The sequence below is a fragment of the Clostridium sp. TJA032 genome (assembly GCF_058310275.1).
In genome coordinates this window covers 740,325-762,045 of the sequence record NZ_JBZEFB010000001.1, presented here as the reverse complement: position 1 = coordinate 762,045, position 21,721 = coordinate 740,325, and the positions used below count along the sequence as shown (strand labels likewise).

Genomic DNA, 21,721 nt, shown 5'->3' with positions numbered 1-21,721 from the left:
TTTATATAAAAGTTTTAATTAAGGCTAATATTTATAAGTTTTTAATAATATGTTTTACCTTTAAATCAGTCTTAATTTTATAATTAATTAGTTTATTTAAGTGGGGTATTTATGAGAGAAAAGGTAAAATTAAAAAAAAGCAAAGAATGTGATGTATTTGTAATGGGAGCTGGAATTGCTGGAATTATAGCAGCTATTGAGGCTTCAAAGGAAGGAGCAAAAGTTATACTTTCAAGTAGTTCAAATATATTTTCAGGGTCTAGTTTTTATCCTGGAACATGGGGATTAGGGCTTATAGGACCTGAAAATGAAGAGGATGAAAAGGATTTAATAGAGACTATTAAAAGGGTTGGCTCTTATGTTTTAGATGATGAATTAGTAGAAACTTTTGTTAAAAATATAAATAGCAGTATAAATTATTTAAAGGATATGGGTGTTAAACTAAAGGAAGCTATAAATTCAAAGGAAAAAGAATTTATACCCTGTTTTGACCATAAGAATAGAAATTGGAATGGACTTTTGTTTAATAACTTAAAAGAGGTTTTACAAAATAAGTTAGAAGATAATAAGGTTTTTCAATATCCTTTTGCAGAGGTTATAGATATAGTTAAGGATGAAGATAAAATTTTAGGAGTAATAATTATAAATTCTAATAAGGAAATAGAGTTTATAAAGTGTAAGGCACTTATAATTGCTTCAGGTGGCTTTGGAGGGCTTTTTAAATATAGATTAAATACTGAAGATATAAGAGGCGAAGGACAAGCCTTAGCTTTAAAGGTTGGATGTGAGTTAGTAAATTTAGAATTTATGCAAATGATGCCAGGATATATAAAGCCTTGTCCTAAAACTATATTTAATGAAAAAACTTTTAAATATATAGAAGCTAGAGATAAGGATGGAAAAGATATATTTAAGGGAGTTGATAATTTAAAAGAAAAATTAGAATTAAGGTCAACTTATGGTCCTTTTACTTCAAGATTAATTTCAAAGGATATAGATTATAGAATTTTTAAGGAATTTCTTAAAAATAAAGAGGGTATTAGGATAAGGTATAAAGAGAGTTTAAAAGAGAATATGCCAGAATTTATTAAGGTTTATTTTAATTGGTTAAAGGAAAATAAACACTTAACTATGGAAGATGAAATAAATATAGGAATATTTTTTCATGCTTCTAATGGAGGAATTAAAATAAATAAAAAAGCAGAAACTTCAGTAAAAGGATTATTTGCTGCAGGAGAATGTACAGGAGGAATGCATGGTGCTGATAGGATAGGAGGATTATCTACAGCAAATGGTATAGTTTTTGGAAAAATAGCAGGGGAAAGTGCTAGAGAATATTTGAAAAATAACAAGCCTAGCAAAAAAGAAGAAACTAATTTTGATTATTATGAAATTGAAGGGGCTAAAGAACTTATTTTAATTATTCAAGATATTATGTTTAAAAATGCTATGATAGAAAAAAGTGAAGAAGGACTTGAAAAAGCTTTTTATAAAATAGAAGAAATAAAAAAGGAAATTGATTTAAGAGCAGGAAAAGGAGATTTAATAGACTCTTATAGGCTTAAGAACAATCTTATATTATGTGAAGCAATATTAAAAGCTATTTCTCTTAGAAAAGAGAGCAGAGGTTCTCATTATAGAAAGGATTATGAGAATATGGAGAAATCTATGGAAAAGATGATAACTGTAAAAATGGATAAAAATATTTATGCTTCTTTTAAGGAATAAAAAATACAGTGCGAAAAGCACTGTATTTTTTACATTAAAGGAGCTACTAATCTTATAACAGATTCTCCTATTTTTGATATTATAGACCTTTTTTCAAAACCTTCTAAGGTAACCTCTTTACATACTTCTAAATCTTTAGAAAATTGACTTTCCATATTTTTTGAAATATGTTCGTTATATATAAAGATATTGCTTTCAAAGTTTAGAGAAAAACTTCTGATATCCATATTAGCTGTTCCTATACTACAAATAGAGGAATCGGCTACTATAGTTTTAGCATGAAGGAAGCCTTTTTCATATAAATATATATGTGCACCTGCTTTTAATAAAGCTTCAAAATAAGAGTTTGCAATCCAAGCCATAAATTTATGGTCGGGATTACCAGGTAACATTATTTTTACATCAACACCAGATAAAGCACAAAGTCTTAAAGCTTCTAGCATAGGTTCATCTAAGACAAAATATGGAGTTTGTATAAATAAATTTTTCTTAGCTGAGTTTATTATTTTAAAGTATCCATTTTTTATTTGTTGTTCAACATGGTCAGGACCAGAAGAAACTATTTGAGAGCCAATTATTTTTTTAGGTAGATCTTTACTGTGAGGGTCTATAAAATATTTTTTTAAATCTAAGTCTAAGGAGGAATTATTTGCATAACTCCAATCTAAAAGAAATCTTCCTTCTAAATCATTAATTGCAAGACCTTTTATTTTAGTGTGAGTATCACGCCAATTACCAATATTTTTATCCTTTCCAAGATATTCATCTCCTATGTTAAATCCACCTAAAAAAGCAACTTTACTATCTACAATAAGTATTTTTCTATGATTTCTATAATTTATTCTAAGATTTATATATTTAAAAAGTCCAGGGAAAAATACTTTAAATTCTACACCAGCTTCTTTTAATTTATTTATATCTTTTTTATGAATAGAGTTTCCTATAGAATCTACAAGTAATTTTACTTCAACTCCTTCTTTAGCTTTTTTAACTAAGGCATTTAAAAATTTCTTTCCTATATCATCACTTTTAAAAATGTAAAATTCCATATGAATAAATTTTTCAGCATTATTTATTGCATCTAACATATCCTTAAATAAAGGTTTAGCATCAAAAAATAATTCTATATCATTTCTTTGAGTATATGTTGAATTATCATTATTAAAGTTCATTTTTATTAAGTCTTTATATTTTTGAGAAATATCATCTAATTTATAATGAGCCTTAAAGGAATTTAGATATTTTTGTTTTGTTTTATCATCTGATATTTTTCTTTTAAAGTTTTTCTCTTTAGTTATATTTTGTCCAAATAAGATGTAAATTACAAAGCCTATTATAGGTAAGAAGGTTAAGATTAATATCCAAGCCCAAGTAGTTTCAGGGTTTCTTCTTTCAATAAAAATAATAGAAATAATAAAAATAATGTTAATTATAAAAATCGTTGTTAAAAATAAGTGCATAAATCTTCCTCCTTTGTGTTAAGTCTTTACAAGATTAAATAATCTTATAAAGTAATAAATTATCTTACATAAATTTGTTCTAAAAGTTCGTTTATATTTATAGTAGAACTTTCTTTAGTTGAAGCTAAAAGTTTTATTCCTTTATAGCTTATTCTAAGCTTGCTTTTACTGTTTTTTAATTCACTTGCAAATTCCCTTAAGGATACCTTTTGTAAATTCATATTAAAGATGCTTAAAAGAGTAAGATATAAGTACTCTTTATAAAGGTAACTATAATCTTCGTATTCCTTGTAGTTATTCATATAATTACATAAGAATTTAACAAAGTTATCTATATGATTAAAAATTTCTGAAAGCTTGTCTCTATAGATAAACTTAATTGAGTCTATTTTTAAGAAGGCTTTATTTAAAGAGGATAAAATATCTTCTTTTATTTTTGAAACTTCTTCAGAAGAAAAGTTTAAATAAAGATTTAAGTAGGAATCTCTATTTGAAAATATAGTTTCTAAATATCTTATAAAGGAATAAAAATCCTCTCTATTATTACCAGGTTCTATTTGGAAAAGTATTTTAAAAAATAAGTTCCAATGAAAATCATAATTCATTGCATGGGCTAATTTTTTTCCTATAGAATTTGAAAAAGTAGAATCAAAGTTAAGGGAACTTGCCCCTATAGATAATTTATTTTTAAAAGAAATTGAATCTTTAAAAACTTCATTTAACCTAACAGAAGTATTTACAAAGGTATTATAATATTCCTGTGAGGTGTTACAGTTATTTTTTGTAAAAATATAATCTATTATTATATCACAGGCGTTTCTAAAATCTATAGAAATACCTAAATCATTTTTAACCTTAGAAGAATAAATATCGTAAATCATTTTAGATAATAACATTTCTATTCCTTCTTTTTTTAAGCCAACATTATTAGAACTATCCATATGAGTATTTACATGATTAAAAATTGTTAAAAGTTGATTATCTATTAAACAAAGATTATTTTTTATAGAGTTTAATATATTTTTATAAAACTTATCTCCTAAAATCATATTATAATTTTTATAAATTATCTTATGTTCTATTTCACCCCAAAAATTATTTACCATTGATTTTATTTGAAGTTCAAAATTATACTTTTCTCCTTCATTTAAAATAAAACCATCTATTCTGTAAAGTTCAAAACCATTTTTTTGTTTTAGAGGTTGTTTCTCTCTAAGGTCTAAAAAAATATTAGGATTTTGAGCGGAATAAGAAAAACCTTTTTCTCCTGTACAATTAAAAATAGTCTTTAAAAATTTAAAAATATGCTCCTCATCTTCTATAAATCTACATTCTATTCTAACCCCTATTAAGTCAGAAAGATTTTTAAATAAATCCTTAGGGGATTTAAATTTTATGTAATAATTATGCCTTATGATTTTTTCCTTTAAACTAGAGGCTGATTTTACTCTAGTTGATATGTTAAAAAAACCATCACAGGAATTTTCAAGCAGAGAATAGAAAAAATCATCTAATAAATTTGCACTATAGGCTAAATCTTTTTTCATATCCTTAAGTAATTCTAAAGTGCTTTTTGTAAAATCAAAAACTTTTAACTCCAAATTTAAGACACCCTCCTTTATTTATTTTTTAACAAACTTATTATATTTTAATAATACCAACATATAGAAAGTATAACAATAGAGTAATTTTAAATAATAAATATATAGAAGAACTTACAAAAATGAATAAATTCTTAATGAAATATCCTTATAATTAAATAATTATTACTTAAAACTTTTTTTTATAATAAATTGTAAGTAATTTTACCTTTAGATTAATAAATTATGAAAGTGAAAAATAGACTTTGACTTTCTTTGACTTTTATAGTATTATAGTAACAGAAGATAGAAAAAAGAGAATATTGAGGTGATAAAATGAATGCAGATAAAATGACATTAAGAGTACAACAAAGCTTAAACGATGCTTATGAAATAGCAGTTAAATATAATAATCAACAATTAGACGTAATTCACTTATTTTCAGCCTTAGTAAATCAAAAAGATGGCTTAATTCCTAATATATTTGAAAAAATGGGTGTTAATATAGATTCATTAAAGAGAGATATTCATGTTCAAATAGACAGGATGCCTAAGGTATTAGGGGAAGCAGCACAATCTTCAGGAGTTACTGCTACAAGAAGAATAAATGAAGTTTTAATAAAAGCAGAAGAAATTTCAAAGCAATTTGAAGATTCATACATAAGTGTTGAACATGTAATGCTTGCAATTATGGAAATAGATAAAAATGGTGTTATAGGAGAAATTTTAAGAAAGAATAATATAACTAAAGATGCTTTCTTAAAGGTTTTAAGTGAGGTTAGAGGTAGTCAAAGAGTTGACTCACAAGACCCTGAAGGAACTTATGAAGCTTTAGATAAATATGGAACTAACTTAATAGAACTTGTAAAACAACATAAATTAGATCCTGTAATAGGAAGAGATGAAGAAATAAGAAGGGCAGTTAGAATTCTTTCAAGAAAGACAAAAAACAATCCTATCTTAATAGGTGAGCCAGGTGTTGGTAAAACAGCTATAGTTGAAGGATTAGCAGAAAGAATTGTAAGAGGAGATGTTCCTGAAGGATTAAAAGATAAGGTAATTATCTCATTAGACATGGGTGCATTAATAGCTGGTGCTAAGTATAGAGGTGAATTTGAAGAAAGATTAAAAGCTGTTTTAAAAGAAGTTCAAAGCTCAGAAGGAAAAATAATCTTATTCATAGATGAAATTCACACAATAGTAGGTGCTGGTAAAACTGATGGAGCAATGGATGCTGGAAACTTAATAAAACCTATGCTTGCAAGAGGAGAGCTTCATTGTATAGGTGCTACAACTTTTGATGAATATAGACAATATATAGAAAAAGATAAAGCTTTAGAGAGAAGATTCCAACCTGTAATAGTTGAAGAACCAACAGTTGAAGAAACTATATCAATTTTAAGAGGATTAAAAGAAAGATTTGAAATTCATCATGGAATTAGAATTCATGATTCAGCAATAGTAGCTGCTGCAAAACTTTCACATAGATACATTCAAGATAGATATTTACCAGATAAAGCTATAGATTTAATAGATGAAGCTGGTGCTATGATAAGAAGTGAAATAGATTCTCTTCCAACTGAATTAGATATTATAAGAAGAAAAATCTTAATGCTTGAAACTGAAAAAGAAGCTTTATCAAAGGAAAATGATGAAGCATCTAAGGAAAGATTAGTTTCTTTAGAAAAAGAACTTGCAGAGCTTCAAGATAAAAATGATGAGATGACAATTAAGTATGAAAAAGAAAAATCTCATATTTCAGCAATTAGAGATTTAAAAGCTGAATTAGATGAAGCTAGAGGATTAGTTGAGAAATATGAAAGAGAGTACGATTTAAATAAAGTTGCAGAGCTTAAATATGGAAAAATTCCAGAGCTTGAAAGCAAAATAAAAGCACAAGAAGAAAGCATGGAAAAAGATAATGAGAATGCTTTATTAAAAGAAGAAGTTACTGAAAATGAAATTTCAGAAATAATTTCAAAATGGACTGGAATTCCTGTTACAAAATTAGTTGAAAGTGAAAGAGAAAAACTTTTAAGATTAGAAGAAGAATTAAGAGAAAGAGTAATAGGACAAGATGAAGCTACAACTGCAGTTGCAAATGCTGTAATAAGAGCTAGAGCAGGTCTTAAAGATGAAAGAAAACCAATAGGTTCATTTATATTCTTAGGACCTACAGGAGTTGGTAAAACAGAACTTGCTAAAACTTTAGCTAGAAACTTATTTGATAGCGAAGATAATATAGTAAGAATAGATATGTCTGAATATATGGAAAAACATGCAGTATCTAGACTAATAGGACCTCCTCCAGGATATGTAGGATATGAAGAAGGTGGACAATTAACAGAAGCTGTTAGAAGAAATCCATACTCAGTAATATTATTTGATGAAATAGAAAAAGCTCATGATGATGTATTTAACTTATTCCTTCAAATACTAGATGATGGTAGATTAACAGATAACAAAGGTAAAACTGTTGACTTTAAAAATACTATAATAATAATGACTTCTAATATTGGTAGTGGATACTTATTAGAAAACAAATCTAATGAGGGTATAGAAGAAGATATTAGAGAAAATGTTATGAATGAAATGAAATTAAGATTCAAGCCAGAATTCTTAAACAGAGTAGATGACATCATAATGTTTAGACCTTTAAGTAGTGAAGGAATTAAGAAGATTATTGATATCTTCTTAAGAGATGTTGAAAACAGATTAAGAGAAAGAAATATAACTCTTGAAGTAACTGATAGTGCTAAAGAAATATTAGCTGAAGAAGGCTATGATCCTGTATATGGAGCTAGACCATTAAAGAGATATATAAGCAATGTCTTAGAAACTGAAATAGCTAAGAAGATAATTGCAGGAGAAATTTATGATGGTTCAGTTGCTTTAATAAATGGAGTAGATGGAAAGATTATAGTTTCTAGAAAATAAAATAATTTGAAAAAAGTAGTATCTAACTAGATACTACTTTTTTAATTTATTTTTAATAAAATGATAATAAAGAACGAATTAATAAAAAAATGCCTTAAAATTTACAAAATTTAAATAAAATATTGTAGAAAATTGAAAAAAATATGGTTATAATATTTAAAAAAAACGGAAGTAAAAATTAAAAGAAAAAAACCAAAAAGGAGAGATGAAATTGGCACTTATAGGAATAGTAATCGTAATAATAGGTTTTGCACTTAAATTTGACACTATAGCAGTTGTTTTAGTGGCAGGATTAGCTACAGGTTTAGTTGCAGATATGAGTTTTGTTGAAATATTAGATAAATTAGGTTCTACTTTTGTAAGTCAAAGACATATGACTTTGTTTATGTTAACTTTACCTGTTATAGGAATGTGTGAAAGATTTGGATTAAAAGAAAGAGCAATAACTTTAATTAAAAATATGAAAAACATGTCAACAGGAAAACTTTTAAGTTGTTACTTATTTATTAGAGAAGTAGGTTCTGCCGTTTCTTTAAGATTAAGTGGACAAGCTCAATTTATAAGACCTCTTATAAATCCAATGGCTCAAGGAGCAGCTGTTAGCAAGTATGGTAAAGTAGATGAAAAAAGCGAAGACTTAATAAAAGGTACTGCAGCAGCTATGGATAACTATGGAAACTTCTTTGGACAAAATGTATTCTTAGCAAGTTCTGGTGTTTTACTAATAGCAGGAACTTTACAAGAATTAGGATATGGGGTTACTACTTTAGAAATAGCAAAGGCATCTGTACCAATTGCTGTAATAGCCCTTATTTTAGGAGTTTTACAAAATAGAATTTTAGATAAGAAATTAAGAAAAAACTTATCTAAAAAAGATGAAGTATAAATAAAGAGGTGATACTAAAATGAATATGGAGATGATTTCTAATGCCCTGTTAGAATTCTTTTATATATTAGTTGGTCTTTTAATGTTAAATACAGCAATTTACACTTTAAAAGACAAAAATCATAAAACAAGAATAGGTACTGCAATATTTTGGACTATATTATCAATTATCTTTATAGCAGGAGGAGTTATGCCACCTGTTTTAGTAGGTGCTTTACTTTTAGTTATAGGAGTATTAACAGCAAGTAAAAAGGTTAATATAGGAAACTTAAAAATGCCTAATGTAAAGTTTGCAGAAAATGAAGCTAAGAAATTAAAGAATAAAATTTTCTTACCATCTATTGTAATAGCTTTAGGTTCTTTATTAATTGCACAATTTACAAGTTTATCAGGAACTGTTGCTATAGGAATAGCTTCAGTTGCAGCTGTAATAACTAGTTTCTTAGTTTTAAAAGCTAAACCTAAAAATTTAGTAGAAGATAGTAATAGAATGGTACAATCAGTAGGTTCTACTAGTATATTACCACAGCTTTTAGCAGCTTTAGGAACAGTATTTACAGCAGCTGGAGTTGGTGATGTTATATCTTCTGGTATATCAAACTTTATTCCAGAGGGACATATATTAGCTGGAGTTACAGCTTATTGTGTAGGTATGGCAGTATTTACTATGATAATGGGTAATGCTTTTGCAGCTTTTTCAGTAATAACTGTTGGTATAGGATTACCATTTGTATTTGCTCAAGGAGCTAATGTAGCTATAGCAGGAGCTTTAGCTTTAACAGCAGGATATTGTGGAACATTACTTACACCAATGGCAGCAAACTTTAATGTAATGCCAGCTGCTTTATTAGAAACAAAAGATAAGAACGTAGTTATTAAATGTCAAAGTTTATTTGCTATAATTTTATTAATTGTACATATTGCTTTAATGTATTTCTTAGCATTTTAAATTAGATTTAATTAAAATTTAAGGAGTTGATAAGAATGAAAATATTAATTACAGGTTTCGATCCTTTTGGAGGAGAAAGTGTAAACCCAGCTTTAGAAGCAGTAAAAATGTTACCTGATACAATAGAAGGAGCAGAAATTCACAAATTAGAAATACCTACAGTTTTTAGAAAATCTTTAGAAAAAATAGAAGAAAAAATAAAGGAAATAAATCCAGAGGTAGTTATATCTATAGGACAAGCTGGTGGAAGATTTGGAATAACTCCAGAGAGAGTAGCTATAAATATAGATGATGCTAGAATAGAAGATAATGAAAAAAATCAACCAATAGATATTCCTATATATGAAGATGGAGAAATGGCTTATTTTAGTAATTTACCAGTAAAAGCTATGGTTCAAGAGATGATTAAAAATGGAATACCTGCTTCTTTATCTAATACTGCAGGAACTTTTGTATGCAATCATGTTATGTATGGTGTTTTATATTTAGTTGATAAAAAATATAAAAACATAAGAGCTGGATTTATCCATGTTCCATATATTCCATCACAGGTTGTAAATAAGCCTAATACACCTTCTATGGCTATTTCAGATATAGCAAAAGGATTAGAACTAGCTATAAAAGCTATAGTTTTAAATGAAGAAGACATTAAGGTTTTAGGAGGTGCTATTTGCTAATGTTAGAACCTAGGATAAGAAGAAAAATTTTTGTTTATGGAAGTTTAAGAACAGGGTTTTTCAACTATGAAAAGTACTTAAAGGGTAAGGTTATAAAAAGCGAATTAGGAAGAGTGAAGGGAACTTTATATCATATGCCTAAAAAGGGATATCCAGCTTTAGTTCAAGGAGATGGATTTGTTTATGGAGAAGTTATGACCATATTAGACTATGAAAAAACTATAGAAGATATGGATGTTATGGAAGGATATTTAGGACCTTTAAATGAAAATAATGAGTATAATAGAGTAGAAATGGATGTAGAAATTTTAGGAAAGAATTCTCCTGAAAAATGCTATGTTTATTACTATAACAGAGATAAGGAAGAGGATTTTAAAAAGGATAGCATTTTAATTGAAGATGGAAATTGGAGAAACTTTATGATTAATAAGGCATCCTAAATAAAAAAAAGAGGTAAGTATATGCTTACCTCTTTTTTTATTTTATTATTTCATTGATTGCTCGTATTTTTCTACCATTCTTTTAACCATTTCTCCACCAACACTACCGCATTGTTTTGAACTAAGGTCTCCATTATAGTCTGAGAATGGTACACCCATTTCATTTGCTACCTCATTTTTAAATTTTGATAAACCATTTTTTGCTTCTGGAACTAAATGTTGCGCCATTTTAAATTCCTCCTTTTAAGTTTAATAAGATTTTTTTAAGGTTAAGAATTTCTTTACCTTACACCCTTATAATGTGCAAATTCTTTATATTATAATCTATAAACTTATAACCATAAAAGGAGTAAAAAAGATTTAGTTCTACTTTTTTCCTAGATAAAAGATTAAAATTAAATAAAGATATTTTAATAATAAAAATTAGCGTATAGATTAAAAACTATACGCTAAAATATGTTTCTTTATCTTAAAATTTTCTTAACTCCTAAAACAACAGGAATTGAAATTAAAGCAGATATAAAAGCTTCTGGAATACCATTTGTTATTCCGATACCTGCTAAGGTTACTTTTGCTACAGTTTCAGAAATTCCTAAAGCTGCGGCATATCTTTCTAAATAAAATATATATGTTAAACCAAGAACTCCTACTGTATTTATTAGTGTTCCAACAACAGCTGAAACCCCTATAGATAAAGCTTCTTCTTTATTTTTATGTTTAAACTTAAACATTAAAATTAAGCTTCCTAAAAAGAATACTATACCAATTATAGCAGCTATAGTTGGTGATTTAATTAAAGCATAAGAGCTTATGAATAAAAGTATTCCTAGTAAAAATGAACTTACAATTGTTGTAAGTTTTAGATTCTTTTTAGAACCTCTAATCATAAAAATATAAACATAGTAGCTAACAACTCCTATGAGAATTCTAGGAAGTAGGGCTATAATTGGATTCCAAAACATAAAGCTAGTTGGCGTTGGAGCCATAAAAGCTTGATACATAGAAAATAAACCAAAGACTAAGCCTATTAATCCTCCTACAATAGGTCCTTCAACAATAGCTCCTATTATAACAGGAATATGCATAATAGTAGCTCTAACAGGTGGAACGTTTATAAATCCTAATCCTGTTAATCCTAGAAATATTGATATACCAGAGAGCATACCAACAACTACTAGTTTTCTTGTTCTACGTCTAGTTTGATAGACTGCATTCATTTTCTCTCCTCCGTTCTTATTCCCAAAAGGGATATAATTCGGTTTTATTAAGTTTTAACCGTAAAAATTAGTTCAGCTTCTAAAAGAATACCGACATTGATATTTTAACACTAAATTTTCAATTAATTCAAGAAAAAAAGGAAAAAATATGGAAATTAATGATAGATTAAAAATAACAATGGCTTATATAAAGAGGTTAAAGAGATAAATTAACAATTTTCTGACAATTTGTGAAAAAGAATAACTTTCGAATATAAAATTATTTTAATAAAAAAATTAAAGTAACAATTGATTTTTAAAAAGATAAACTATATAATATAAATTAAAATTCAATATGTTCGGATGAAGGTAATGGGAGAGTGATATTTTATATCCACCGAAGAGGGAAATCTTTCAGGTATTAGGACCGTTACTGGACGAGCCTCTGGAGAGACTCTTTTAAAAAAAGAGCACCGAAGGAGCAAGGTCAAATTTTTTGGCTGAAACTCTCAGGTAAAAGGACAGAGGATAAGGTTAGTTACTTAAATTTTTTAAGTATCCTTATTCTCCTCCGCAAATTTAAATTTAAGGAGGATTTTTTTATGGAAAACTTATTAAATCAAATTGACAATTTAGTATGGGGAGTACCACTTCTTATGCTACTTGTAGGTACAGGAATATACCTGACTATAAGGTTAAAATTATTACAAATATTAAAATTACCACTAGCTTTAAAGTATGTATTTAAAAAAGATGATGAAATTTCTTCTAATGCAGAGGGAGATGTTTCAAGTTTTGGAGCTTTATGTACAGCTCTTTCAGCAACTATAGGAACAGGAAATATAGTTGGAGTTGCAACGGCTATAAAAGCAGGAGGACCTGGTGCTTTATTTTGGATGTGGGTAGCTGCTTTTTTTGGAATGGCAACTAAATATGCAGAAGGAGTACTTGCTATAAAATATAGAGTTGTAGATGAAAATGGTCAAATGGCAGGAGGACCAATGTATTATATAAAAAATGGACTTGGTTTAAATTGGCTTGCTAATATTTTTGCCTTTTTTGGAATTTGTGTAGCTTTATTAGGAATAGGAACTTTTGGTCAAGTAAAATCTATAACAGATGCTGCAAGTATTACTTTTAAAATTCCTACAATTGTTACAGCTATAGTTGTAACTTTATTAGTTGCTTTAGTAATTTTAGGTGGTATAAAAAGAATATCTAGTGTTTCAGAGAAAGTAGTTCCTTTAATGGCAGGACTTTATGTTTTAGGAGTTTTAATAGTTATAATTTTTAACTTTAATAAAGTTCCACAGGCAATATCAATAATTATTGAAAGTGCTTTTAATCCTAAAGCAGCTATAGGAGGAGCCATTGGAGTTAGTATAATAACAGTAATGAAAAGTGGAATAGCAAGAGGGGTTTTCTCTAATGAAGCAGGACTTGGAAGTGCACCAATAGCAGCAGCTGCTGCTAAGACTAAATCTCCAGTTAAACAAGGACTTATTTCCATGACAGGTACATTTTTTGATACTATTTTAATTTGTACTATGACTGGAATTGTAATAATTTTAACTGGTGCTTATAGTGGAAGTTTAGAAGGAGCAGCACTTACAACAAGAGCTTTTGAAATTGGTCTTCCTATAAAAAATATAGGAACATATATAGTTAATATAGGACTTATGTTTTTTGCTTTTACAACAATTTTAGGTTGGAATTATTATGGGGAAAGATGTATTGAATATTTATTTGGAATAAAAGCTATAAAGCCATATAGAATTTTATATATAATTTTAGTTGGTATAGGTTCATTTTTACCTTTAACTTTAATATTTATAATTGCAGATATTGTTAATGGATTAATGGCAATTCCAAATCTTATAGGAATTATAGGACTAAGAAAGGTTGTAATAGAGGAAACTGAGGATTTCTTTAATAAAAAATCATTAAATGAAGAAAAGATAGATTTAGAAGGAACAGTTTTAAATTAATATAAAAAAACCATGAGTAAATTTATACTCATGGTTTTTTTTATCTTCCTTTGTTAGGAAGTTTACTTCTAACTATATTTTCAACTCTTTCAGGAAGTTCTGCAATTTCTTCCTTTGTAAGTTTATCTGTGTAAATTGGAGGATGAATATAAAGATTTACTTTTCCAGGTTTTATAAAATAATGATTTCCCTCCATTATTTTATAAGCTCCATCAATTGTAAGAGGAACAATTGGAACCTTTGGTTTAGTTGCAAGTTTAAAACTTCCAGCTTTAAATTCTCCCATTTTACTACTTTGACTTCTAGTTCCTTCAGGAAAAACAACCATAGAGTATCCTTCTTTTAATTGTTTTATTCCTTGTAAAATACCTGCCATGGCTTTTTTAGGATGTTCTCTATCAATGAATATAGCCTTTGAAAGTAAAATCCAATCTTTTAATATAGGCATTTTCTCTAGTTCTTTTTTTGCTATAAATCCCTTTGGTCTATCAATAGAGTACATAATTACAGGTATGTCCATATTGCTTTGGTGATTACAAACAAAAAGAACTGGCCCCTCAGGAATATTTTCTAAGCCTTCAACATTAACTTCAAGTCCAGCAGCCTTAAGAAAAGTATAAGCTATTTTTCTACTACACTGATATATATACTCATCTCTTTCTTCAAGCTTGCCTTCTTCTTCTAACCTATTAATTTTTTTAATGTCAGACAAGGATTTTATTAATGTCCAGGCATATCCTTTTCCATACCAATATATAGATCTAAACATATATTTCGCTCCTTTAATATTACTATTACTAGTAATATTATAACAGTTTTTTTAAAATATAAAATATAGACTTTCTTTTAATAGATAAAATAATAAAAAAATTATGTTTTTATTATTTATTTTTTAAATGTAAAATATAAATAATATAAGATAATAATTTTGTTTTAAAAAATAAAATTTATTATCTTTCTAATAAATTTATTTTGATTGGAGAATAAAAAATGAAGGTTTTAAACTTAAAAGATAGGTTAATAATAGCAGATGGCGCTATGGGAACTAGATTAATTGAGTTAGGTGGTAATTTAAAGGAAACCTCCTCAGAAATTTTAAATTTAAAAAACCCTAAATTAATAGAAAAAATACATAGAGAATATATAAATTCTGGAGCTGAATTAATACTTTCAAATACTTTTATGTGCAATATTATAAATGAAAAAATAAATGGATATAACTTAGAAAAGGTTATAAAATCTAGTCTGAATATTTTGAATAAAGTTAAGGAAAAGGATATTTTAGTTGCTTTAGATATAGGAGCTATTTCATACTATTTAGACGAAAATTCCCCTTCTTTTGAAAATATTGTTTATGAAAATACTGAAAGAATAATTAAAGCTGGAGAAGATAAGTTTGATTTAGTTATTTTTGAAACCTTAGGAAGTATAAAAGAAGGAGAATTAGCCTTAAAAAAAGCTAAAACTATAACAGATAAAGCTATTATATGCTCCTTTACCTTGTCTAATAAAAAGAATATTTATAACTTTTTAAAGGAAATGGTTTCAACCTTAGAACCTCTAGGAGTAGATGCTTTAGGTATAAATTGCACATCATATGAAGAAATATTAAAGGCTTTAGATATTATTAAGGAGCTTACTAAGCTTCCTATATATATAAAGGCTAATTTAGGAATGCCAAAGAATGTAGAAGGAAAGTTGATTTATGACTTAAATGTAGAAGAATTTAAGACTTTATCTAAAAGTGCTATTGAAAAAGGCGTTAATATAATAGGAGGGTGTTGTGGAACTAATAAAGCCTATATAAAGGCTCTTTCTAAATTAAAAGAAAATAATAAGAATTAATAATTTAATAAATAATATTATTTTTCTAGATAATTATTAAAAAACATAAGAAATAGATATTAAAATATTATTTTTATAGTATATAAAAACTAAGATTAAGATTAAATAATCTATAAAAAGTCCAGTAAACATATAAGATTGAAAATTGAATGAATCCTTTGTAAACGTATATAATCTATGTATAAGTTAATGAACTTTAGATAAGGAGAGGTTAGGTATGAAAAAAGTACATGTAGTTTCACATAGTCACTGGGATAGAGAGTGGTATATACCATTTCAAAAACATAGAGTTAAATTAGTAGATTTTATGGATTCATTAATAGATACTTTAGAAAATAATGAGCATTTTAAATATTTTCACTTAGATGGACAGACTATAGCTTTAGATGATTATCTAGAAATAAAACCTTATATGTTTGATAGAATAAAGAAGCTTGTAGAAGAAGGAAAACTTCATATAGGTCCTTGGTATGTTCTTCAAGATGAATATTTAATAAGTGCAGAGGCAAATGTTAGAAATATGCTTTTAGGAATGAGATTTGCAAAAAGATTTGGAAATCCTGTAAAAATAGGATATTTCCCTGATTCCTTTGGTAATATATCTCAAGCACCTCAGATATTAAGAGGTTTTGGCATTGATAATGCCGTATTTGGTAGAGGAATAACTCCAATAGCTTTTGATAATCAAAAGGTAGAAGAAGTAGGGGAAAATGAATATCATTCAGAGGTTTTATGGAAATCTCCAGAGGGTTCAGAAGTATTAGGAATACTTATGGCTAACTGGTATAGCAATGGAAATGAAATTCCTTCTGAAAAGAAAGAGGCTATTGAATTTTTAGAAGATAGAGTAAATAAAGCAGAAATGTATGCTACAACAAATCAAATATTACTAATGAATGGTTGTGACCATCAACCTGTTCAAACAAATGTTGGAGATATAATAGATAATGTAAAAAATGATGTTGATTTTGAGTTAGTTCATAGTAATTTAGTTGATTATATAAAAGATGTTAAAAAGGAAGTTAAGGATTTAAAAACTGTTACAGGAGAGTTAAATGGACAGTATACAGATGGATGGTGGACTTTATGTAACACAGCTTCTTCAAGACTTTATTTAAAGCAAATGAATAATAGAGCTCAAAATCTTTTAGAAAGATATGTTGAGCCTTTAGGAGTTATGGCATCTTTAGAAGGTAAAAAATATGAAAGTGATTTTATACTTCAAGGATGGAAATATTTAATTCAAAATCACCCTCATGATTCTATTTGTGGATGTAGTATTGATGAAGTTCATCAAGATATGGTAACAAGATTTAAAGCTAGTATGCAAATATCAGAGGAAATGATAGATAGAAGTACTGAATATATGTTAAATCTAGTAAATGGAACTACTACGGATAGAAAAAATATAGTTGTTTTTAATACTTTAGGATGGGATAGAAGTGAGGTAGTAGAAGCTATAGTTGATATAAATAAAGATTCTTCTATAGAAAGTTTTAAAGTTGTTGAAGAAAACGGAGAGGAAGTACCTTCTTCAGTTGAAGCCTTAGGAGAAACTTTTAAATATACCTTACCAAATAATAGATTTAGACAACCTGAATATGTAAATAGATTTAAGGTTAGATTTTTAGCAAGTAATATAAAAGCTTTAGGATTAAAATCCTTTGAAATAGTACCTTGTGAAAAGAAAGAAAATAAAGAAATTAATAAGGATTTAACTTTTGAAAATAAATTCTTTTTACTAAAATTTAATGAAAATGGTACTTTTAATTTACTTCACAAAGAAACAAAGAAAGAATATAAAAATTTAAATTACTTTGAAGATTGTGGAGATATAGGAGATGAATATATATTTAGAGCTCCATTAAAAGATGAAATAATAAATACTTTAGATAATAAAGCTACTATAAATGTTTTAATAGATAATGAAGTAGAAAAGGTAATAGAGGTTAAAAATACTTTAAAAGTTCCTTTTGAAGCTAGTAAAAAAGAAAGTAGAAGATTAGAAGATAAAACTGAGATAAACTTAACTTCTACCATAACTTTAAATGAAATTTCAAAGAGAGTAGATGTAAAAGTTGTAATAGAAAATAAGGCAAAAGACCATAGAATAAGAGCTTTATTCCCAAGTGAAATAGAAGCAGATACTCATTTTGCAGAGGGACACTTTGATGTTATAGAAAGAGAAACTACTCCATGGGAAGGATGGCAAAATCCTTCTAACTGTCAAAAGCAAACAAATTTTGTTGATGTTAATGATGGAAAAGTTGGACTTATGATTGCCAATAAAGGACTTCCTGAATATGAGGTTTTAAGAGATAGTAAAAATACTATAGCCTTAACTATTTTAAGAGCTGTTGGAGAATTAGGAGATTGGGGTGTATTTAAAACACCAGAGGCTCAATGCTTAGGAGAAAATATTGCTGAATATTCAATAATTCCTCATAAAGGAGATTATACCTTTGAAAATTCTTATGAAGAAGCTTATAACTTCAATGTTAATATGCTAGCTCTTCAAGGAGATTTTAAGAATGAGGATTCTTTAGTTACAATTAAAGGAGACAATGTAGTTTTATCAGCCTTTAAGAAAGCAGAAGATAGAGATTCTATAATAATAAGAGTGTTTAATATTTCTAATAAGGATGAGAACTTTGAAATAAAAGTTAATAGAGAAGTTAAAGAAATAAATGAAGTTAATTTAAATGAGGAAATTATAGAAAAATTAAATGTAGAAGAAAATTCTATTAAAGGTGTTATTTTAGGAAAACAAATAAAAACTTTTGAAATAGTATTATAATAATCTGTATAGAGGATATATTTATATATCCTCTATTATATTGTGTATTTTATAGAGATACACTTGTCTTTTAGAATTTGTGGTGATATAATTTATTTATAATGTTAAAAACTTAATAATAAAAATAAATACTTTAATCCAAAATAATAATTTATTAATACTTTAATTTTATTGTTAAAGTGTTTTTTAATTTTCATTTATAAAGTATAATATTTATTGAAAATATTAATTATAGATGATATTTTAGTAAGTGGTAATAAGAATTTACTGTTTTGCTAGTATTTAATATTTTATAGATGTAAAGAGGTGAATATTTCCAAAATGGAAGGAAATTTATTAGTTATAGATAAAAGAGTTTTACCAGAAGTTTTTGAAAAGGTAATAAATGCTAAAAGACTTTTAAAAGAAGGAAAGGTAAAAGAAATAACAGAAGCCACTAAGCAGGCAGGAATTAGTAGAAGTGTTTATTATAAATATAAAGATTATATTTTTGAGTTTTCAGAAACATTACAGGGAAGAAAAGTTATATTTAATATGGTAGTTACTCATGAAAAAGGTGTTTTATCTTCTGTTTTAAATATATTATCAGAGGTTGGAGGAAATATATTAACAATAGATCAAGGCTTGCCTATACATGGGTTAGCTCATGTTAGTTTTACAATAGATATATCAACTATGAATTGTGATATAAAAGAGATGTTAAATGAAATTCAATTAGTGCGTGGCGTTGAAAAAGTAGAATTTGTTGCTATGGAATAAAAAAATCTCAACTTAGTTAAGTCTAAGTTGAGATTTTTTAATTTTTATTAATGGAAAAAAATGTTTTTGATAATAAATAATTATTATGGTTTAATATTAAATATGAAATAATAGTAATTGAATAAAGTTTAGGGAGGTTTAAATGGAGGTTTATTTTGATAATAGTGCAACTACAAAACCTTTAAAAGAAGTAAGAGAAGAAGTTTATTATGCTATGGATGAATTTTGGGAAAATCCCTCTTCTTTATATACTTTAGGAATAAAGGTTCAAAGAAAGATAGAGGAGCTTAAGGAAAGCATTTCAAAAAAGATAAATTCATCTAGAGAAGAAATAGTATTTACTTCAGGAGCTAGTGAAGGAAATAATATGATAATTAAAGGGCTAGGTAAAAAAAACACTCATGTTATAACTACATCTTTTGAGCATTCTAGTGTTTTAAATACTTATAAAGAACTAGAAAGACAAGGAGTAAGGGTAACTTATTTAAAGGTTAATAAAGAGGGTTTTATAGATTTAGAAGAATTAAAAAACTCAATAAATAAAGATACAGTTTTAATATCTATAATTCAAATTAACAATGAAATTGGGAGTATACAAAAAATTAAGGAAATTGGGAATTTAATAAAAGAAAAAAGTAAAAGAGCAAAATTTCATGTAGATGGCGTTCAAGGCTTTGGAAAGTTTTTAATTGATGTTAAAGAATTTAATATAGATTTTTATACAGTTTCTGCCCATAAATTTCACGGACCAAAGGGAATTGGGTTTATGTATATTAGAAAGGGAATAAATTTAAAGCCTTTAATAACCGGTGGAGAACAGCAAAGTGGATTAAGAGCAGGTACAGAAAATACACCATCTTATATAGGTATGGTAAAAGCTATGGATATTTCATATGAATTAATGGAAGAATCCTATAAACAGGTAAGTAGTTTAAAAAAATATTTTATAAAAAGGCTTTCAGAAATAGAAGATGTAATAATAAATACTCCTTTAAGTAATAACTATACTCCTTATATATTAAATGTTTCCTTTTTAGGAGTTAAATCAGAGGTTTTACTTCATATGTTAGAGGAAAATAACATATTTGTTTCAACAGGTTCTGCTTGTTCATCAAAAAATTCTATACAAAAGGGGAGTTATGTACTAAGGGCTATAGGTTTAGAAGAGAGATGTATTCAAGGAGCTATAAGATTTAGCTTTTCTAGGTATAACACTTTAGAAGAGGTTGATTATACCATAGAGGTGTTAAAAAAAGCTTTAAAATTTTTAAGGAGAATAAGATTATGAATAATTTAATTTTAGTAAAATATGCTTCGGAAATATTTTTAAAGGGGCTTAATAAAAATAAATTTGAAAGAAGATTAAAAGAAAATATAAAGAAAAAGTTAGAGGGAATAAACCATGAAATTATAACAGATCAAAATAGATGGTTTATAAAAGCAGATGATTTAGATGAAGTTATAAATAGAGTTAAAAAGGTCTTTGGGATTAAGGAACTTTGTTTAGTTACTCAAGTAGAAAGAAATCTTTATGATATTAAAAGAGAAGCTTTAAGAAAAATAAGAGAAAGTAAAACTAAAAGTTTTAAGGTTGAAACAAAGAGAGCAAATAAAAAATTTGATATGAATTCTATGGAAGTTTCAAGAGAAGTTGGAGGATATATACTTTCAGAGCTTAATGGAGAAATAGAAGTTGATATACATAATCCAGGATGTAGGGTTTATATAGAAATAAGAGAAAAAGCATATATCTTTAATGATAAAGATAAAATAAAAGCAGTAGGTGGTATACCTTATGGAATGAATGGAAGTACTATGGTTATGTTATCTGGAGGAATTGATTCTCCTGTTGCTGCATATTTAATGGCAAGGAGAGGTGTTGAAACTCATTGTATTTATTACCATTCTCATCCTTATACTTCTGAGAGAGCTAAGGATAAGGTTAAGGAGTTAGCAAGAATAGTAGGTAGTTATACAGAGAAAATAACTCTTTATGTAGTTCCATTTACGGAGATACAAATGGATATAATAGAAAAATGTAGAGAAGATGAACTTACTATAATAATGAGGAGGTTTATGATGAGAGTTGCCTGTGAACTTTCAAAGAGAAAGAATATACAATCTATAACTACAGGAGAAAGTATAGGACAAGTTGCATCTCAAACTATGGAAGGGCTTATGGCAAGTAATGATGTTTCTGATAGCCCAGTTTTTAGGCCATTAATAGCTATGGATAAAGAAGATATAATGGATATTGCAAGAGAAATAGGAACTTATGATACATCTATACTTCCTTATGAGGATTGTTGCACAATATTTGTTCCTAAGCATCCAAAAACTAAGCCAAGAATTAAAGATTTAGTAAGGGGAGAGAAAAAGTTAAATATAGAAGCTTTAGTAGATAAAGCAATAGAAGAAATGGAGACCTTTATATTTTAAATAAGGTTATAATTGTTTTTAAAAATTCTTAAGTATAAAA

General features: G+C 27.1%; 17 protein-coding genes and 2 riboswitches. Of the genes, 12 read left to right on the top strand and 5 right to left on the bottom strand.

Annotated features, from left to right (window positions below):
* Positions 1 to 111: 111 nt before the first annotated feature.
* The gene (locus AC4FRL_RS03430) at positions 112 to 1,728 is read left to right on the top strand and encodes an FAD-binding protein (RefSeq protein WP_491138749.1); all 1,617 of its coding nucleotides are present in this window, start codon (positions 112 to 114) and stop codon (positions 1,726 to 1,728) included.
* Between the two features lie 29 nt (positions 1,729 to 1,757).
* On the opposite strand, the gene cls is transcribed toward AC4FRL_RS03430, so the two are convergent.
* Both cls and AC4FRL_RS03420 read right to left on the bottom strand, forming a co-directional pair.
* Complete coding sequence (gene cls, locus AC4FRL_RS03425) at positions 1,758 to 3,188, bottom strand: cardiolipin synthase (RefSeq protein WP_491138747.1); 1,431 nt, start codon at positions 3,186 to 3,188, stop codon at positions 1,758 to 1,760.
* Positions 3,189 to 3,247: 59 nt separating this feature from the next.
* A complete protein-coding gene (locus AC4FRL_RS03420) occupies positions 3,248 to 4,789 on the bottom strand; it encodes a GTP pyrophosphokinase (RefSeq protein WP_491138745.1) in 1,542 nt (513 codons plus the stop codon).
* Between the two features lie 315 nt (positions 4,790 to 5,104).
* Here AC4FRL_RS03420 and clpB point away from each other — a divergent pair, with 315 nt between their 5' ends.
* The 5 genes from clpB to AC4FRL_RS03395 all read left to right on the top strand — a co-directional run bounded on the left by clpB (position 5,105) and on the right by AC4FRL_RS03395 (position 10,657).
* Positions 5,105 to 7,705 (top strand): ATP-dependent chaperone ClpB, encoded by a 2,601-nt coding sequence (gene clpB / locus AC4FRL_RS03415; RefSeq protein WP_491138743.1) that lies wholly within the window; start codon positions 5,105 to 5,107, stop codon positions 7,703 to 7,705.
* Positions 7,706 to 7,916: 211 nt separating this feature from the next.
* The gene (locus AC4FRL_RS03410; RefSeq protein ID WP_491138741.1) at positions 7,917 to 8,591 is read left to right on the top strand and encodes a DUF969 domain-containing protein; all 675 of its coding nucleotides are present in this window, start codon (positions 7,917 to 7,919) and stop codon (positions 8,589 to 8,591) included.
* 19 nt (positions 8,592 to 8,610) lie between these two features.
* Positions 8,611 to 9,540, top strand: a complete 930-nt coding sequence (locus AC4FRL_RS03405; protein WP_491138740.1) for a DUF979 domain-containing protein — start codon at positions 8,611 to 8,613, stop codon at positions 9,538 to 9,540.
* Positions 9,541 to 9,575: 35 nt separating this feature from the next.
* Positions 9,576 to 10,217, top strand: a complete 642-nt coding sequence (gene pcp / locus AC4FRL_RS03400; RefSeq protein ID WP_491138738.1) for a pyroglutamyl-peptidase I — start codon at positions 9,576 to 9,578, stop codon at positions 10,215 to 10,217.
* A complete protein-coding gene (locus AC4FRL_RS03395) occupies positions 10,217 to 10,657 on the top strand; it encodes a gamma-glutamylcyclotransferase family protein (RefSeq protein ID WP_491138737.1) in 441 nt (146 codons plus the stop codon). The genes pcp and AC4FRL_RS03395 overlap by 1 nt, the downstream gene beginning before the upstream one ends.
* Positions 10,658 to 10,702: 45 nt before the next feature.
* Here the strand turns inward: AC4FRL_RS03395 and AC4FRL_RS03390 are convergent, their stop codons facing one another.
* The gene (locus tag AC4FRL_RS03390) at positions 10,703 to 10,885 is read right to left on the bottom strand and encodes an alpha/beta-type small acid-soluble spore protein (RefSeq protein ID WP_491138736.1); all 183 of its coding nucleotides are present in this window, start codon (positions 10,883 to 10,885) and stop codon (positions 10,703 to 10,705) included.
* 236 nt (positions 10,886 to 11,121) lie between these two features.
* Positions 11,122 to 11,874 (bottom strand): ECF transporter S component, encoded by a 753-nt coding sequence (locus tag AC4FRL_RS03385; RefSeq protein WP_491138734.1) that lies wholly within the window; start codon positions 11,872 to 11,874, stop codon positions 11,122 to 11,124.
* A 342-nt stretch (positions 11,875 to 12,216) separates the two neighbouring features.
* Positions 12,217 to 12,293: riboswitch (glycine riboswitch) on the top strand.
* Between the two features lie 2 nt (positions 12,294 to 12,295).
* Positions 12,296 to 12,381: riboswitch (glycine riboswitch) on the top strand.
* 74 nt (positions 12,382 to 12,455) lie between these two features.
* Here AC4FRL_RS03385 and AC4FRL_RS03380 point away from each other — a divergent pair.
* Positions 12,456 to 13,841, top strand: a complete 1,386-nt coding sequence (locus AC4FRL_RS03380; protein WP_491138733.1) for an alanine/glycine:cation symporter family protein — start codon at positions 12,456 to 12,458, stop codon at positions 13,839 to 13,841.
* A 40-nt stretch (positions 13,842 to 13,881) separates the two neighbouring features.
* Here the strand turns inward: AC4FRL_RS03380 and AC4FRL_RS03375 are convergent, their stop codons facing one another.
* Positions 13,882 to 14,610: a lysophospholipid acyltransferase family protein gene (locus AC4FRL_RS03375; RefSeq protein WP_491138732.1), complete on the bottom strand. Its 729-nt coding sequence runs from the start codon at positions 14,608 to 14,610 to the stop codon at positions 13,882 to 13,884.
* A gap of 221 nt (positions 14,611 to 14,831) precedes the next feature.
* Here AC4FRL_RS03375 and AC4FRL_RS03370 point away from each other — a divergent pair, with 221 nt between their 5' ends.
* From AC4FRL_RS03370 to thiI, 5 genes are all read left to right on the top strand, one after another.
* The gene (locus AC4FRL_RS03370; protein ID WP_491138730.1) at positions 14,832 to 15,686 is read left to right on the top strand and encodes a homocysteine S-methyltransferase family protein; all 855 of its coding nucleotides are present in this window, start codon (positions 14,832 to 14,834) and stop codon (positions 15,684 to 15,686) included.
* Positions 15,687 to 15,903: 217 nt separating this feature from the next.
* Positions 15,904 to 18,483 (top strand): alpha-mannosidase, encoded by a 2,580-nt coding sequence (locus AC4FRL_RS03365; protein ID WP_491138728.1) that lies wholly within the window; start codon positions 15,904 to 15,906, stop codon positions 18,481 to 18,483.
* Positions 18,484 to 18,804: 321 nt separating this feature from the next.
* The gene (locus tag AC4FRL_RS03360; protein ID WP_491138727.1) at positions 18,805 to 19,242 is read left to right on the top strand and encodes an ACT domain-containing protein; all 438 of its coding nucleotides are present in this window, start codon (positions 18,805 to 18,807) and stop codon (positions 19,240 to 19,242) included.
* 142 nt (positions 19,243 to 19,384) lie between these two features.
* Positions 19,385 to 20,530, top strand: coding sequence for a cysteine desulfurase family protein (locus AC4FRL_RS03355; RefSeq protein ID WP_491138725.1), 1,146 nt, complete (start codon positions 19,385 to 19,387; stop codon positions 20,528 to 20,530).
* A complete protein-coding gene (gene thiI, locus AC4FRL_RS03350) occupies positions 20,527 to 21,681 on the top strand; it encodes a tRNA uracil 4-sulfurtransferase ThiI (protein WP_491138724.1) in 1,155 nt (384 codons plus the stop codon). The genes AC4FRL_RS03355 and thiI overlap by 4 nt, the downstream gene beginning before the upstream one ends.
* The last annotated feature ends 40 nt before the right edge of the window (positions 21,682 to 21,721 follow it).

What these genes read in the sequence shown, in the direction of transcription:
- clpB (WP_491138743.1), top strand. Translation starts at nt 5,105, where the DNA reads ATGAATGCAGATAAAATGACATTAAGAGTACAACAAAGCTTAAACGAT.
- thiI (WP_491138724.1), top strand. Translation starts at nt 20,527, where the DNA reads ATGAATAATTTAATTTTAGTAAAATATGCTTCGGAAATATTTTTAAAG.
- AC4FRL_RS03390 (WP_491138736.1), bottom strand. Translation starts at nt 10,885, where the DNA reads ATGGCGCAACATTTAGTTCCAGAAGCAAAAAATGGTTTATCAAAATTT.
- AC4FRL_RS03365 (WP_491138728.1), top strand. Translation starts at nt 15,904, where the DNA reads ATGAAAAAAGTACATGTAGTTTCACATAGTCACTGGGATAGAGAGTGG.
- AC4FRL_RS03375 (WP_491138732.1), bottom strand. Translation starts at nt 14,610, where the DNA reads ATGTTTAGATCTATATATTGGTATGGAAAAGGATATGCCTGGACATTA.
- pcp (WP_491138738.1), top strand. Translation starts at nt 9,576, where the DNA reads ATGAAAATATTAATTACAGGTTTCGATCCTTTTGGAGGAGAAAGTGTA.
- AC4FRL_RS03430 (WP_491138749.1), top strand. Translation starts at nt 112, where the DNA reads ATGAGAGAAAAGGTAAAATTAAAAAAAAGCAAAGAATGTGATGTATTT.
- cls (WP_491138747.1), bottom strand. Translation starts at nt 3,188, where the DNA reads ATGCACTTATTTTTAACAACGATTTTTATAATTAACATTATTTTTATT.
- AC4FRL_RS03385 (WP_491138734.1), bottom strand. Translation starts at nt 11,874, where the DNA reads ATGAATGCAGTCTATCAAACTAGACGTAGAACAAGAAAACTAGTAGTT.
- AC4FRL_RS03395 (WP_491138737.1), top strand. Translation starts at nt 10,217, where the DNA reads ATGTTAGAACCTAGGATAAGAAGAAAAATTTTTGTTTATGGAAGTTTA.
- AC4FRL_RS03405 (WP_491138740.1), top strand. Translation starts at nt 8,611, where the DNA reads ATGAATATGGAGATGATTTCTAATGCCCTGTTAGAATTCTTTTATATA.
- AC4FRL_RS03355 (WP_491138725.1), top strand. Translation starts at nt 19,385, where the DNA reads ATGGAGGTTTATTTTGATAATAGTGCAACTACAAAACCTTTAAAAGAA.
- AC4FRL_RS03360 (WP_491138727.1), top strand. Translation starts at nt 18,805, where the DNA reads ATGGAAGGAAATTTATTAGTTATAGATAAAAGAGTTTTACCAGAAGTT.
- AC4FRL_RS03370 (WP_491138730.1), top strand. Translation starts at nt 14,832, where the DNA reads ATGAAGGTTTTAAACTTAAAAGATAGGTTAATAATAGCAGATGGCGCT.
- AC4FRL_RS03380 (WP_491138733.1), top strand. Translation starts at nt 12,456, where the DNA reads ATGGAAAACTTATTAAATCAAATTGACAATTTAGTATGGGGAGTACCA.